We start from the raw sequence: 15,801 nt of genomic DNA on the forward strand, positions 1-15,801 counted from the left end.
GGCTCTGCGGTGACGGCGCGCAGCAGGCGTTCCAGCCGCTCCGCGATCGCGTGGGCCGTCTCCCGGTCGAACAGGTCCGTCGCGAACTCCACCGACCCGCGCATTCCGGCCGGCGCGCCCCGCTCGTCGACCTGCTCTTCCAGTGCGAAGGAGAGGTCGAACTTCGCCGACGCCGCCTCCAGGGGGTGTTCCCGCACGGTGAGACCGGGCAGGTCGGCCTCGATGTCGCCGCTGTTCTGGAAGGTGAGGATGACTTGGAAGAGCGGGTGGTGGGACAGGGACCGGGCCGGGGCGACGATCTCCACGAGCCGCTCGAAGGGCACGTCCTGGTGGGCGTAGGCGGCGAGGTTCGTCTCCCGCACCCGCCCCAGCAGCTCGGCGAACGTCGGGTCGCCGGAGGTGTCCGTCCGCAGCACCAGCGTGTTGACGAAGAACCCGACGAGGTCCTCGAGGGCGGAGTCGGTGCGCCCGGCGATGGGCGTGCCGACGGGGATGTCGGTCCCGGCGCCGAGCCGGGTGAGCAGCGCCGCGATGCCCGCCTGCACCACCATGAAGACACTCGACTGGTGGTCCCGCGCCAGGAGGGCCAGGCCCTGGTGCGTCTCCGCGTCGAGGGTCAGCGGAACCGTCTCGCCCCGGTGGCTGGCCTCGGCCGGACGCGGCCGGTCCGTCGGCAGCTCCAACTGCTCCGGCAGCCCGGCCAGCGCCGTGCGCCAGTGGTCGATCTGCCGGGAGATCACGCTGTCGGGGTCGGTCTCGTCACCGAGCACCTCCCGCTGCCACAGCGTGTAGTCCGCGTACTGCACCGGCAGCGGCCGCCACTCCGGGGCCCGCCCCGAACGGCGGGCCGTGTACGCCACCGACAGGTCGCCCACCAGCGGCGCCAACGACCCGCCGTCGCTCACGATGTGATGGGCGAGCAGCAGGACGAGATGGTCGTCGGGGGCCGTCGTGAAGACCCAGGCGCGCAGCGGCAGCTCACGCGTCAGATCGAAGGCGTGGCCGATGGCCTGAGCGACCGCCGCGTCCAGGTCCGCGGGGGTCGTGGTGACGGCGTCCACGACGGGCCGGGCGGCCTCGCCGTCGAGGATGTGCTGGTACGGCGTGCCGTCCGCCTCGCGGAAGACCGTCCGCAGACTCTCGTGCCGCGCGACCAGGTCCTCGACCGCCGCGCGCAGCGCCGCCACGTCCAGCGCACCCGAGAGGCGGAGCGGCATCGGCACGTTGTAGGTGGCGCCGGGCCCCTCCAGCTGGTGCAGGAACCACAGACGCCGCTGCGCGGGGGAGAGCGGGATCCGGTCGGGCCGCGGTACCGGGGTGAGGGCGGCACGGGCCCGGGCGGCGCCGTCGAGGCGCTCGGCCAGCCGGGCGGCCGTGGGCGCCTCGAACAGGTCGCGCACGGCAGGCTCCACCCCGAGCACGGTCCGCACCCTGCTGATCAGGCGCATGGCGAGCAGCGAATGCCCGCCCAGCGCGAAGAAGTCGTCGTCGGCCGTCACCCGCTCCAGGCCGAGCACCTCGGCGAAGAGAGCGCGCAGGATCTCCTCGCCGGGCCCGTGGGCGCCGCGTCCCGGCCGCGCGCCGGTCGTCGACGTGGCGGCGGGGGCGGGCAGTGCCCGCCGGTCCAGCTTGCCGTTCGGGGTGAGGGGCAACTCGTCGAGCGGCACCACCGCCGACGGCAGCATGTGCTCCGGCAGCTCCGCAGCCGCCCGGGCCAGCAGGTGCGCCGGGTCGGCGACCGTGCCGGGAGCACCCACGACGTAGGCGACGATCCGCGGGTCGCCCGGACGGTCCTCGCGGACGACGACCGCCGCCCGCGACACCGCCGGGTCGGCGGCGAGGACCGCCTCGACCTCCCCGGGCTCGACGCGGAAGCCGCGGATCTTGACCTGGTCGTCGGTGCGGCCGACGAACTCCAGCAGCCCGTCCGCGCCGCGCCGCACCAGGTCGCCCGTGCGGTACATGCGCTCGCCCGGCGCGCCGGACGGGCAGGCGACGAACCGCCCCGCGGTCAGCCCGGGCCGCCCCGCGTAGCCTCGCGCGAGCTGGGCGCCGGCGAGATACAGCTCGCCGGGCACCCCGTCCGGCACCGGGCGCAGGGCGGCGTCCAGAACCAGGGCGCGGGTGTTCCACACCGGGCGGCCGACCGGCACCGCCGCCGTGTCCCGCGCCGGGTCGAAGCGGTGATGGGTGGCCTGCACGGTGCACTCCGTGGGGCCGTAGAGGTTGTGCACGCTCACGCCCCACGCGGTGGCGATGCGCCGCGCCAGCGCGGGCGGCAGTGGTTCGCCGCCCGCGAAGACGCGACGCAGCGGCAGCCGCTCGCCCTCGTCGGCGGCGTCCGCCACGACCGCCAGCAGCGAGGGCACGAACTGGGCCACCGTCACGCCGTGTTCGCTCAGGTACGTCAGAAGCTGCCGCGGGTCGCGCACGGCCCGGTCGGGGGCGACGCAGACCGTCGCCCCGGTCAGCAGCGGCAGCCAGATCTCCCACACCGACGCGTCGAAGGCGAGGGAGGTCCTGGCCAGGACGGTGTCCTCGAGGCCCAGCGGGAACGTGTCGGTCATCCAGGCCAGATGGTGCACCAGCGCCCGGTGCTCGACCCGCACGCCCTTCGGGCGGCCCGTGGAACCGGAGGTGTAGATCGTGTACACGGGGTGGGCGGGCAGCAGCGGGACCGTGCGGTCCGCGTCGGTCGGGTTCCCCGCCGACCGGGCGGCGAGCGCGGCCCGGGTCGCAGCGGCGTCCAGCACCAGCCGCGGCACCGGGCTCCCGGCGACCGCGCCGTCCGTCGCACCGGCCGTGACGACGAGGCCCGGCGCCGCGTCGGCGAGGGTGAACGCGATCCGGTCCGTCGGGTGCCCGGGATCCAGCGCCAGGTAGGCGGCGCCGCTCTTCAGCACGGCGAGCACCGCGACGACCAGCTCCGCCGAGCGGGGCAGCGCCAGCGCCACCAGCCCCTCCGGTCCGGCACCGCGCTCGATCAGCAGCCGCGCCAGACGGTTCGCCTCGGCGTTCAACTCCGCGTACGTGAGGGACGTGCCCTCGTACACGACCGCCGTCGCGTGCGGCGTCCGGGCCGCACGGTCCTCGAACAGGGTGACCAGATGCGTGTCCGGCACCTCCCGGGCGGGCCCGGCTGCGGCCTCGGCGATCCGGGACCGCTCGTCCGCGCCGACCAGCGGCACCCGCCCGAGCGGGGTGTCCCCGAGCGTGACCGTCGACTCCAGCAACCGCACCACCCGGTCCAGGACGGCGTCGGCGGTCCCGGCGTCGAAGAGGTCGGGGCGGTGGTCCAGCCGCAGCGTCAGCCGGCCGCCGAGCTGGTCGCCCGCGAGATTGAGGGCGTAGTGCGTGGCGTCCCGGCCGTCGACCTCGGTGAGCCGCAGCCCGGCGACCGGGGTGTCCTCGTCGTCCTCCGGGGCCGGGAAGTTCTCGAACACCATGGTGGTGTCGAACAGCTCGCCCACGCCCGCGAGCTGCTGGATCCGGGCCAGCCCCAGGAACTGGTGCGGGAGCAGCTCGCCCTGCTCCCCCTGCAACCGCGCCAGGTTGTCCAGCAGCGACCGAGCCGGATCCAGGCGCGCCCGGACCGGCACCGTGTTGATGAACAGCCCGATCATCGCGTCCGAGCCGGGCAGCTCGGCCGGACGGGTCGACACGGTCGTCCCGAACACCACGTCGTCCCGCCCGGTCAGATGGGAGAGCACGGCCGCCCACGCCCCCTGGAGCAGGGTGCTCATGGTCAGCCGCCTGGCGCGCGCCACAGCCGCCAACTCCGCCGTGAGGTCCTCCGGCAGCTCCCGCAGGATCCGCCGGGGCAGGACCGGGGCCGGGTCGGTCCGCCCCGCCACCCGGGTCGGCTCCTCGACCCCCTCCAGCGCCCGCCGCCAGGCGCGTTCGGCCGCGGCCGTGTCCTGCCGGGCCAGCCAGGCCAGGTAGTCCCGGTAGGGGGTCACCCGGGGCAGCCCGGCCGGGCTGCCCCCGCGGGCGTAGAGCGTGAACAGCTCGTCCAGCAGCAGCGGCGTCGACCAGCCGTCGACCAGGATGTGATGGCAGGTCAGCACGAGGTGGTACCGCTCCTCGCCCAGCCGGGCCAGCGTCATCCGCAGCAGCGGTGGCCGGGCGAGGTCGAAACGCCCGGCCCGGTCGGCCGCGCACAGCCGCTCCAGCTCCGCCTCCCGCGCCGCCTCGTCCCCGGCGCCGGTCAGGTCCACCTCCCGCCAGGGAAGTTCCACCGCGCGGTGGATCACCTGGATCGGCCCGCCGTTCTTGCGGGTGCGGAAGCCCGCCCGCAGGTTGGCGTGCCGGGCCAGCAGCGCGCCGGCCGACTCCCGCAGCAGCCGGCCGTCCACGGCGCCTTCGACCCGCAGCACCAGCTGCACGTGGTAGATGTCGGGCGTCTCCCGGTCGTACAGGGCGTGGAACAGGAACCCTTCCTGCAGCGGTGCGAGCGGCAGGACGTCCTCGAGTGCGGACTTCGTCTTCACGGCATTTCCAATTCGGCTTCGAGGTCGTCGATTTCGTCCTGGCTCAGGGAGACCAGGGAGAGGTCGGAGGGGGTGTGACCGCCCGCGTCCGGGGCCGCGGAGTGGGCCACCAGCGCGGCGAGCGCGGCGAACCAGCCCTCGGCGAGGTCCCGCACGTCCGGCTCGGCCAGCAGCCCGTCGGGCCAGTTCCAGGTCGCGGTGAGCCGGGGACCGTCGGTGTGGTCCTCCGTCACCGCGTTGACGACCAGCGCGTGGGTCACCGGCATCCGCAGGTCGTGGCCGGCCGGCGTGTGCGCGTCGGCCACCAGGTCCCAGTCCCGCACCGCGGCGCCCTCCGAGGCGGCCATCCGGCCCAGATAGTTGAAGCCGATCTGCGGCCCGGCGTGCCCGGCCAGGCGCGGTGCGGTCCCGGCGTTCAGGTGGCGGAGCAGCCCGAAGCCCATGCCGTGGTCCGGCAGGGCCCTCAACTGCTCCTTGATCCGCTTGACCACGCGGCCCAGCTCCGGGCCGCCGGCCAGCACGTCGTCCCAGTCGGGCCGGCCCGGGTCGAGCCGCACCGGGTACAGGCTGGTGAACCAGCCCACCGTGCGGGACAGATCCGCCCCGGGGACGATCTCCTCGCGGCCGTGCCCCTCCAGATCGACCAGGACCGGCCCGTCGGCCGCGTCCCGGCGCCGCCGGCGGGCGCCGACGGCGACCGCGAGCCCGCTCAGCAGCACGTCGTCGACCCTGGCGTGGAAGAGGCCGGGCACGGAGGTCAGCAGCGGACGCGTGGTCGCGGCCGGCAGGGTGAGGGTCAGCGACCGCGCGGTGGAACCGAGGTCCCGCGCCGGGTCCAGGGCGCGCTCGCCGAGGAGCGGCTCCGCGGTCTCGAGGATCCCCGTCCACAGCGGCAGTTCGGCGACCCGCTCCGGGGTGTGCGCCGCCGTCTCCAGGTGCCGCGCCCACTGCCGCAGAGAGGTGCCGGCGCGCTCCAGCCGTACCGGCGTACCGGCGCGCACCGCGGTCCAGGCGGCGACCAGGTCCGGCACCAGGATCCGCCAGGACACGCCGTCCACGACGAGGTGGTGCAGCACCAGCAGCAGCCGGCCCGGCACCCCCGTTCCCGCGTCGAACCAGACGGCCTGCACCATGGCGGCGTCCCCCGGCGCCAGCCGGTCCCGGGCACGGGCGCCCTCCTCGGCCATCAGCGTGTCCAGGGCACCGCCCGATCTCCCCCCGGCGTCGACCCGCCGCACGCAGTCCGCGGCGGCGACCTTGCCGACGGGCAGCACCTCCGGCTCCCACACCGGCGCCCCGGCGCCCTCCGCCGGCGGCACGGTCGTCACCTGCAGCCGCAGCGCGTCGTGGTGGTCGAGCAGTGCCTGCACCGCCCCCGTCAGGCCGGACAGGTCGAGGTCGGCGGGCGTCTGGAGCACGATCGACTGGTTGAACCCGTCGACGGGCGCGTCCAGCTCCCGCAGCCAGTGCATGATCGGCGTCGGGGGCAGCGGGCCGACGGCGTCCGCAGCGTCCTCCGCGGCGACCGCGTCCGGCACGTCGGCGGCGTGCGCGGCCAGCGCCTCCACCGTCTGGTGCCGGAACACGTCCCGTGCGGTCAGCGCCAGGCCGTGCGCCCGGGCCCGGGAGACCAGCTGGATGGAGAGGATGCTGTCGCCGCCCAGCTCGAAGAAGCTGCTGGTGACGCCGGCCCGGGGCAGGCCCAGCACCTCGGCGAAGATCCGGCACAGCGTCTCCTCGCGCGGTGTGCGCGGTGGTGCCACCTCCGTCTCCGCGGTGAAGTCCGGAGCCGGCAGGGCCGCCGTGTCCAGCTTGCTGTTCGCCGTCAGGGGGAGTGCGTCCAGGACGACGAACGCCGCGGGCACCATGTAGTCCGGCAGCCGTCCCGCCAGGTGGGCGCGGAGCTCCGCGGTGTCGACCCGGGCGCCGCCCGCGGCGACGACCGTACCGGTGCCGTTCACCGGCGCGGCCCCGGCCGGGGCCGCGCCGTCGTCCACCGGGGCCCCCTCGCCGGCCGCGACCACGTAGGCCACGATCCGCTTGTCGCCGGGGCGGTCCTCCCGGACCACGACCGCCGCCTGGGCCACCGCCGGGTGCGCGGCGAGCACGTTCTCGATCTCGCCCGGCTCGACGCGGAAGCCCCGCACCTTGACCTGCCGGTCCACCCGGCCCAGGAACTCGAGCTCGCCGTCGGCCCGCCACTTCACCAGGTCACCGGTGCGGTACATGCGCGCGCCCGGCGCCCCGAACGGGTCGGCGACGAACCGCTCCGCGGTCAGCGCGGGCCGCTGCAGATAGCCGCGGGCCAGCTGCACCCCGGCGACGTACAGCTCACCGGGGACGCCCACCGCCACCGGGCGCAGCGCCTCGTCCAGCACGTACGTCCGGGTGTTGCGGACGGGCCGGCCGATCGGCGGTGCCACCGGCTCGGACAGGGCGGCGGTGGACGTCACCCACACCGTCGCCTCGGTCGGCCCGTAACCGTTGAACATGCGGCGGCCCGGCGCCCACCGGGCCACCACCTCGCCGGTGAAGGAGTCCCCGCCGACGGCCAGCGACCGCAGGTCGGGCAGCGCGGTCTCCGGCATGCTCGCCAGCGCCGCGGCCGCGATCGGCATGTGGTTGATCCTCAGCTCCCGCAGCGCCCCGGCGAGCGCCTCGCCCGCGAACGGCCCGCCCGACGGGATCACCAGGCAGGCCCCGGACAGCAGGGCCAGCCACATCTCGAGCACCGACGCGTCGAAGCTGGGTGACGCGAACTGCGACACCCGGTCGCCCACGGCGACCCCGCAGCGCTCGATCTTGTCGGCGGCGAAGCTCGCCATGCCGGTGTGCTCCACCACCACGCCCTTGGGGCGCCCGGTCGACCCGGACGTGTAGATGACGTAGGCGGGGTGGGGCAGGAGCAGCGGCGTGACGCGGTCGGTGTCCGACGGGTCGTGCTCCGGCCCGTCGTCGCCGGCCGGATCCGCCATGTGCAGGACCGGCACCCCCGTCCGCGGGAGCCGCCCGGCGGTGGCCTCGTCCGTGACCACCAGCGCGGGCCGGGCGTCGTCGAGCATGTACGCGACGCGGTCCGCGGGGTAGTCGCGGTCGACGGGCAGATAGGCGGCGCCCGCCTTGAGGACCGCCAGGACGGCGACCACCAGCTCGGCCGAGCGCGGCAGCGCCAGGGCCACGATCCGTTCCGGGCCGGCGCCGTGCGCGATCAGGCGGTGCGCGAGCCGGTTGGCCCGCCGGTTCAGGTCCGCGTAGCTGAGGACCAGCCCGTCGTGCTCCACGGCCGGTGCGCCCGGGTGGCGGGCCGCTCCCGCCTGGAACAGCTCCGGCAGGGTCGCCGGCACGGTGTCGTGGTCCGTGGCGTTCCGTTCCACGAGCAGCCGCTCGCGTTCGTCCTCCCCGAGCACCTCCAGCGTGCCGACCGGCCGGGCGGGGTCCGCCACGGCGGAGCGCAGCAGCCGCTCCAGCCGGGCGGCGAGTTCCTCGGCCGTGGACCGGTCGAACAGGTCCGTCGCGAACTCGACCGTGCCCGCCAGGCCGGCGGGCTTCCGCTCCGCGGTGTGCAGCTCCTCCATGTTGAACGCCAGGTCCGTCCGGGCGGCGCCGGTGTCGACCTCGTCCAGAGCGACCGTGAGGCCGGGGAGCCGCACCGTCGCCTCGTCGTTGTTCTGGAGGATCAGCATGACCTGGAACAGCGGGTGGTGTGCCGTCGAGCGGGCCGGATTGACGGCCTCCACCAGCCGCTCGAAGGGCACGTCCTGGTGGGCGTAGGCCGCGAGGTCGGTCTCCCGCACCCGGGTGAGCAGCTCTGTGAAGGACGGGTCGCCGGAGGTGTCGGTGCGCAGCACCAAGGTGTTGACGAAGAACCCGACCAGGCGGTCCAGCGCCTCGTCGACCCGGCCCGCGACCGGGGTGCCGATCGGGATGTCCGTGCCCGCGCCGAGTCGCGTCAGCAGCGCGGCGAGGCCGGCCTGGAGGACCATGAACACGCTGGACCGGTGCTCCCGTGCCAGCCGTACCACTCCGGCGTGCAGCTCGGCGTCCCACGCGAACCCGACCTGGTCGCCGCGGTGTCCGGCGACCGCCGGGCGCGGCCGGTCGGCGGGCAGCTCCAGCCGGTCGGGGACACCCGCGAGTGCCGCCCTCCAGTGGGCGATCTGGGCCGAGACCAGACTGTCCGGGTCGTCCTCGTCCCCGAGCACGTCCCGCTGCCACAGCGTGTAGTCCGCGTACTGCACGGGCAGCGCCGCCCACTCGGGCGCCCGCCCCGCCCTGCGGGCCGTGTACGCGGCCGTCAGGTCGTCGGCGAGCGGGGCCAGGGACGCCCCGTCGCACGCGATGTGGTGGGCCAGCACCAGGAGGGTGTGCTCGTCCGCAGCCGTCTCGAACAGCAGGCTGCGCAGCGGCGGCTCCGTCGTCAGGTCGAACGCGTACCGGGCCGCGGCGGCCACCTCCTCGTCCAGGCGCTCCCCGGTGGTGCGGACCAGCTCGAACACCGGGCGGGCCGCGTCCTCCTCCAGCACCCGCTGGTACGGGGTCCCGTCCCGCCCCGGGAAGACGGTGCGCAGGCTCTCGTGCCGCCCCACCAGGTCGGCGAGGGCCTCGCGCAGCGCGCGCACGTCCAGCTCGCCCGACAGCCGCAACAGCATCGGCATGTTGTACGTCGGGCTCGGCCCCTCCAGCTGGTGCAGGAACCACAGCCGCCGCTGGGCGAACGACAGCGGCACCCGCTCCGGCCGCCGCGTCGGCCGCAACGGCGCCCTGCGCGCCGCCGCGGCCCCGTCGAGCCGTCCGGCCAGCGACGCCGGCGTCGGCGCCTCGAAGAGGTCGCGCAGCGCGAGGTCCGCGCCGAGCGCGGCGCGGACCCGGCTGGTGAGCCGGGTGGCGAGCAGCGAATGGCCGCCCAGCCGGAAGAAGTCGTCGTGGACGCCGACCTCGTCGAGGCCGAGCACCTCGGCGAACAGCCCGCACAGCAGCTCCTCGCGCGGGCCGCGCGGACGCTGCGGCCCGGTGGCCCGCTCGGCGGCGGGCGCGGGCAGCGCACCGCGGTCGAGCTTGCCGTTCGGGGTGAGCGGGAAGGCGTCCAGCAACACGAAGGCGGACGGCACCATGTACTCCGGCAGGGTGGCGGCCACCCACGCGCGCAGCTCGTCCGGGCCGGGACGCTCCCCGCCCGCGCGGGGCACCGCGTACGCGACGAGCCGTCGGTCGCCGGGCCGGTCCTCGCGCACCGTCACCACGGCTCGGTCGAGGAGGGGATGGGCCAGCAGCGCGGCCTCGATCTCACCCGGCTCGATGCGGAAGCCGCGCACCTTCACCTGGTGGTCCACCCGGCCGACGAACTCCAGCTGTCCGTCGGTCCGCCACTTCACCAGGTCGCCGGTGCGGTACGCGCGCGTGCCGGGGGCGCCGTACGGATCGGCGACGAACCGCCCGGCCGTCAGGCCCGGCTGCCCCCGGTAGCCGCGCGCCACCCCCTCACCACCGATGTACAGCTCGCCCGGCACGCCCGGCGGTACCGGCCGCAGCGCCGCGTCCAGCACGTACACCCGCGTGTTGGCGATCGGACGTCCGATCGGCGGGGTGCCCTCCGCGCCGACCGCGGCGGACGCCGACCAGATGGTGGTCTCCGTCGGCCCGTACAGATTGGTGACGCCGGCCGCCGCCCCGGCCAGCCGGTGTGCCAGCGGCGCGGGCAGCGCCTCGCCGCCGACCAGGACCCGCAGCCCCCGTACCGTGTCGGGGTCCTCGTCGACCAGGCCCTGCCACAGCGCCGGGGTGGCCTGCATGACGGTCGTCCCGGCCGCGCGGACCAGTGCGGCGAGCAGCCGGGTGTCGCGGACCTCTTCCGCGGTGGCCAGGACCACCGTCGCGCCGGACACCAGCGGCAGGTACAGCTCCAGGCCGGCGATGTCGAAGGCGACGGTCGTCACGGCGAGCAGCCGGTCCCCGGGGCTCACCCCGGCGCACCGGTCCATCGCCGTCAGGAAGTTCACCAGGTTCCCGGCGGTGACGACGACCCCCTTGGGGCGGCCGGTCGAGCCGGAGGTGTAGATGACGTAGGCGGGGCTCGCCGCGCAACCCCCCGCCGGAACCTCCCCCGCGGTGAGGTCGGCACCGGACAGCCCGGCCAGGGCCGCGCGGGCGGCCTCGTCGTCGACGACCGACAGCCGGTCCCCGTCCACCGGCAACCGGTCCGCGAGGCCGGCGGCGGTGACGACGCAGACGGGCGCGGCGTCGTCCAGCACGTACGCGATCCGGTCGGCGGGATACTCCGGGTCCAGCGGCAGATAGGCCGCGCCGGTCTTGGACACGGCCAGCAGCGCCACCAGCAGGTCCACGCCGCGTGGCAGCGCCACCGCGACGTACTGCTCCGGCCCGACCCCTCGGGCCAGCAGATGCCGGGCCAGGCGGTTGGCCCGCTCGTTCAGCTCGCCGTACGACAGCCGGACGGTGCCGCACACCACCGCCTCCGCGTCGGGCGCGGCGGCGGCCCGGGCCTCGAACAGCCGGGGCAGCGTCGCCGCGGGCACCTCGCACGCGGTGTCGTTCCAGGTGACGAGCTGCTGCCGCCGTTCCTCCCCGGACATCACCGGCAGCTCCCCGACCGGGCGGGTCGGATCCGCGACGGCCCCCCGCAGCAGCCGCTCCATGCGGGTGACGAGTGCCCTCACCGTCTGCGGGTCGAACAGCTCGGTGGCGAACTCGACGTCGACGGCGATGCCTTCGCAGCGCCCCCCGGCGCCGAACCGCTCCTCCGCCTCGAAGGACAGGTCGAACTTCGACACCCCGGTGCCGACCCCGTCCAGCTCGGTCCGCAGCCCCGGCAGCGTCAGGTCGGCCCGGTCGTTGTTGTGGAGCACCAGCAGGACCTGGAACAGCGGATGGCGGGCCATCGAGCGGACCGGGTTGACGATCTCCACCAGCCGCTCGAAGGGCACGTCCTGGTGGGCGTACGCGGCGAGGTTCGTCTCCCGCACGCGCCCCAGCAGCTCCGCGAAGGACGGGTCGCCCGAGGTGTCGGTGCGCAGCACCAGCGTGTTGACGAAGAACCCGACCAGGTCCTCCAGCGCGTCGTCGGTGCGGCCCGCGACCGGGGTGCCGATCGGGATGTCCGTGCCCGCGCCGAGCCGGGTCAGCAGAGTCGCCAGCGCGGCCTGGAGCACCATGAACACGCTCGACCGGTGCTCTCGGGCGAGCCGGGTGATCCCCTCGTGCAGCTCCGCGTCCCAGAGCAGGCCGACCCCGTCGCCCCGGTACCCGGCGACCGCCGGCCGGGCCCGGTCGGCGGGCAGCTCCAGATGGTCGGGCAGTTCCGCCAACCGCGTCCGCCAGAAGGCGACCTGCTCGCTGATGAGGCTGTCCGGGTCGTCCTCCTCGCCGAGCACCTCACGCTGCCACAGCGTGTAGTCCGCGTACTGCACCGGCAACGGGTCCCACCCGGGGGCACGGCCCTCGCGGCGGGCCGCGTACGCCACCGACAGGTCCCGCGCAAGCGGGGCGAGCGAACCGCCGTCGGCCGCCACGTGGTGCACGAGCAGCAGCAGCACGTGATCCTGCGGCGCCACCTCGAACAGCCAGGCGCGGACCGGCACCTCGGCGGTCAGATCGAAGGTGTGCCGGGCCGCCGCCGCGAGCAGCCCGTCGAGGCGCTCCGGGTCGGTCCGTACCAGCTCGACCGCGCACGGGGCCTCGTCGGCGCCGAGGATCCGCTGGTACGGAGTGCCCTCGTGGTCGGGGAAGACGGTGCGCAGGCTCTCGTGGCGCCCGATCACGTCACGGACGGCGCCGCGCAGGGCCTCGACGTCCAGCTCGCCCGTCAGCCGCAGCCGGAGGGGCAGGTTGTAGGTGGCGCCGGGTCCCTCGAACTGCTGCAGGAACCACAGACGGCGTTGGGCGAACGACAGCGGAATCATGCTCACTCCCCCGACCTCGGCATCGGCCGCAGGGCCGGCCGGACTTTTTTCTTCCTCGCGCCGGTGACGTGCGCACCGAGCGCGGCCACCGTGGGTGCCTCGAACACGGCGCGGATGGGCAGTTCGACGCCCAGCTCCGCGCGGACCTGGTTGACCAGCTTCGTCGCCAGCAGGGAGTGCCCGCCCAGGTCGAAGAAGCTGTCGTCGATGCCGACCCGCGGCAGCCCCAGGATCTTGGCGAAGATCGCGCACAGGCTCTCCTCGCCGGAGTTCCTCGGCTGCCGCGACGACACCGCGGCCGCGGCGTCCGGGACCGGCAGCGCGCGCCGGTCCAGCTTGCCGTTCGGCGTCAGCGGCAGCGCGTCGAGGACGACGAACGCGGACGGCACCATGTAGTCGGGCAGCCGCCCCGCCGCATGGGCCCGCAGATCGGCGGCCTCCGGCACGGCACCTTCGGCCGGGGTCACATAGGCGACCAGCCGCTGGTCCCCGGGCCGGTCCTCGCGCACCAGCACCACGGCGCCGCGCACGTCCGGGTGGAGCGCCAGCACACCGCCGATCTCGCCGGGCTCGATACGGAAACCACGCAGCTTGACCTGGTCGTCGGTGCGGCCCAGGTACTCCAGCTGCCCGTCCCCGCGCCAGCGGACCAGGTCCCCGGTGCGGTACATGCGGCTGCCCGGCGGGCCGAACGGATCGGCGACGAACCGCTCCGCCGTCAGCCCCGGCCGGTCCAGGTAGCCGCGGGCGAGCTGGGCGCCCGCCACGAACAGCTCGCCCGGCACCCCGGCCGGAACCGGCCGCAGCGACGCGTCGAGCACGTACACGCGCGCGTTCCAGATCGGCCGGCCCACGGGGGCCGTGCCCGGCCAGTCCGCGACCTCGTCCGGGAAGGTGTACGAGGTGGCCGCGTGGGTCTCGGTGGGCCCGTAGTGGTTGTGCAGCCGGCGCGTCCGCCGCCCGGCCAGCGCCCGCAGCGCGTCACCGAGCACCAGCGCCTCACCGGCCTGCGCGATGTCGGTCAGCGCGGGCAGGTCCAGGCCCTGCGCCGCGGCCTCCTCGCTCACCGCGTCGATGACCAGGTTCGGCGCGTACAGCTCGTGCACCCGACGCTCGTCGAGCCAGCGGGCGAACGCCGCCGGGTCCCGACGCACGTCGTCGTCGGGCACCACCAGGGTGCTGCCCTCCAGCAGTGCCGACAGGATCTCCTGCACCGACACGTCGAAGCTGACCGCGGTGAACTGCGCGACCCTGCGCCCCCGCCCGCCGGGGATGGACCCGCGGTGCCAGGCCAGCAGGTTCACGAGTGCCCCGCCCGGCATGACGACGCCCTTGGGCCGGCCGGTGGACCCGGAGGTGTAGATGACGTACGCCGGATGGGCCGGCCGCAGCGCGGTGACCCGGTCGGCGTCCGTGGGCGCGGTGTCCGGCCGCCCGCGCAGGGCGGCGACGGTCCCGGCGTCGTCGAGGAGCAGCCGCGGCAGAGCGCCGGTGTCCGGCAGCCCCGCAGCCGTCCGGCCGTCCGTCAGCAGGCAGGCGGGCGCCGCGTTGTCCAGCATGTACGCCACCCGGTCCGCCGGATAGTCCGGGTCGACCGGCAGATAGGCCGCGCCGGTCTTCAGGACGGCGACGACGGCGACGACCAGCTCCGCCGAGCGGGGCAGCCCGATCGCCACGTACCGCTCGGGGCCGATGCCCCGCGCGATCAGCTCGTGCGCCAGGCGGTTGGCCCGCGCGTCGAGGTCGCCGTAGGCCAGCGCGACCGTGCCGTCCTCGACGGCGACGGCGTCCGGGGTGCGGGCGGCCTGCGCCGCGAGCAGCTCCGGCAGCGCCTCCTCCGGCACGGTCCGAGCGGTGTCGTTCCACTCGGTGAGGATCCGCCGCCGTTCCCGGGAGGAGAGCAGTTCCGCCTCGCTGAGCGGGCGGGACGGGTCGGCCACCACCGACCGCAGCAGCCGTTCCCAGCGGGCGACCAGCTCCCGCGCGGTGGACCGGTCGAACAGGTCGGTGGCGAACTCCAGCGCGCCCACGATCCCCGCCGCCCGGCCGTCCTCGTCCTGCCGCTCACCCATGTGGAAGGTCAGGTCGAACTTGGCCGCGAAGGTCTGGAACTCCGCGTCGGAGACGGCGAGCCCCTCCATCGCGAAGTCGCCCTCGACCTTGTTCGCCAGCACCAGCATGACCTGGAAGAGCGGGTGGTGAGCGAGCGAGCGGGTGGGGTTGACGATCTCCACGAGCCGCTCGAACGGCAGGTCCTGGTGGGCGTAGGCGGCGAGGTTCGTCTCCCGCACCCGGGCGAGCAGCTCGGCGAACGTCGGGTCGCCGGAGGTGTCGGTGCGCAGCACCAGCGTGTTGACGAAGAACCCGACCAAGTCCTCCAGCGCGTCGTCGGCGCGGCCCGCGACCGGGGTGCCGATCGGGATGTCGGTCCCGGCACCGAGCCGCGTCAGCAGCGCGGACAGCGTGGCGTGCAGCACCATGAACACGGTGACCTGGTGCTCCCGCGCCAGCCGCGCGATCCCCTCGTGCAGCTCGGCGTCCCAGGCGAAGTCGACGTCCTCGCCCCGGTAGCCCGCCACCGCCGGGCGGGGCCGGTCGGTGGGCAGCTGGAGCTGCTCGGGCAGGCCGGCCAGGGTGGTGCGCCAGTGCTCGATCTGCCGGGAGATCACACTCTCCGGGTCGTCCTCCTCACCCAGCACCTGCCGCTGCCACAGGGTGTAGTCGGCGTACTGGACGGGCAACGGGTCCTGCTCCGGTGCCCGGCCCGCGCGGCGCGCCGCGTAGGCCACGGACAGATCCCGCGCCAGCGGGTCGGTCGACCAGCCGTCACTGGCGATGTGGTGGGCGAGCAGCAGCAGCACGTGCTCGTCCGGTGCCGTACGGAACACCGTGACCCGCAGCGGCGGTTCGGACGCCAGGTCGAAGGCGTGCCCGACCGCCCGGGTCAGCGCCGTGTCCAGGTCCGTGGCGGCCGACTCCACCACCTCGAACACCGGCCGGGCCGCCTCGCCGTCCAGGATCCGCTGATACGGGGTGCCGTCCGCCTCGGGGAAGACGGTCCGCAGGCTCTCGTGCCGCTGCAGCACGTCCCCGACGGCCTCCCGCAGCGCCGCCACGTCCAGCTCGCCCGACAGCCGCAGCGCCATCGGCACGTTGTACGTGGCGTTCGGCCCCTCCAACTGCTGGAGGAACCACAGGCGCTGCTGGGCCGGGGACAACGGGACGCGCTCCGGCCGGCCGACCGGAGCCGGAGAAGTGCGCACCCCGGCCGAGGCCGACGACAGCCGACGGGCCAGCGCAGCGACGGTGGGTGCTTCGAAGAGGTCGCGGACGGTGAGTTCGGTGCCGAGGGTGGTGCGGATGCGGCTGAGGAGGCGGATGGCGGAGAGGGAGTG

General features: G+C 75.1%; 3 protein-coding genes. All 3 read right to left on the reverse strand.

The annotated features are described in order from the left end of the window. On the reverse strand, window positions 1–4,490 hold a 4,490-nt coding region (locus tag ACZ4YY_RS37195; RefSeq protein ID WP_468299797.1), incomplete at its 3' end, for an amino acid adenylation domain-containing protein. Beyond that, window positions 4,487–12,406 carry an amino acid adenylation domain-containing protein gene (locus ACZ4YY_RS37200; RefSeq protein ID WP_468299800.1) on the reverse strand — a complete coding sequence of 2,640 codons (7,920 nt, stop codon included), beginning with the start codon at window positions 12,404–12,406 and terminating at the stop codon, window positions 4,487–4,489. The genes ACZ4YY_RS37195 and ACZ4YY_RS37200, both read right to left, overlap by 4 nt. A 2-nt stretch (window positions 12,407–12,408) precedes the next feature. Then, a partial coding sequence (locus ACZ4YY_RS37205) for a non-ribosomal peptide synthetase (protein ID WP_468299799.1) occupies window positions 12,409–15,801 on the reverse strand: 3,393 nt, incomplete at its 5' end.

Source organism: Streptomyces sp. NPDC030143, assembly GCF_055573695.1.

What these genes read in the sequence shown, in the direction of transcription:
- ACZ4YY_RS37200 (WP_468299800.1), bottom strand. Translation starts at nt 12,406, where the DNA reads ATGATTCCGCTGTCGTTCGCCCAACGCCGTCTGTGGTTCCTGCAGCAG.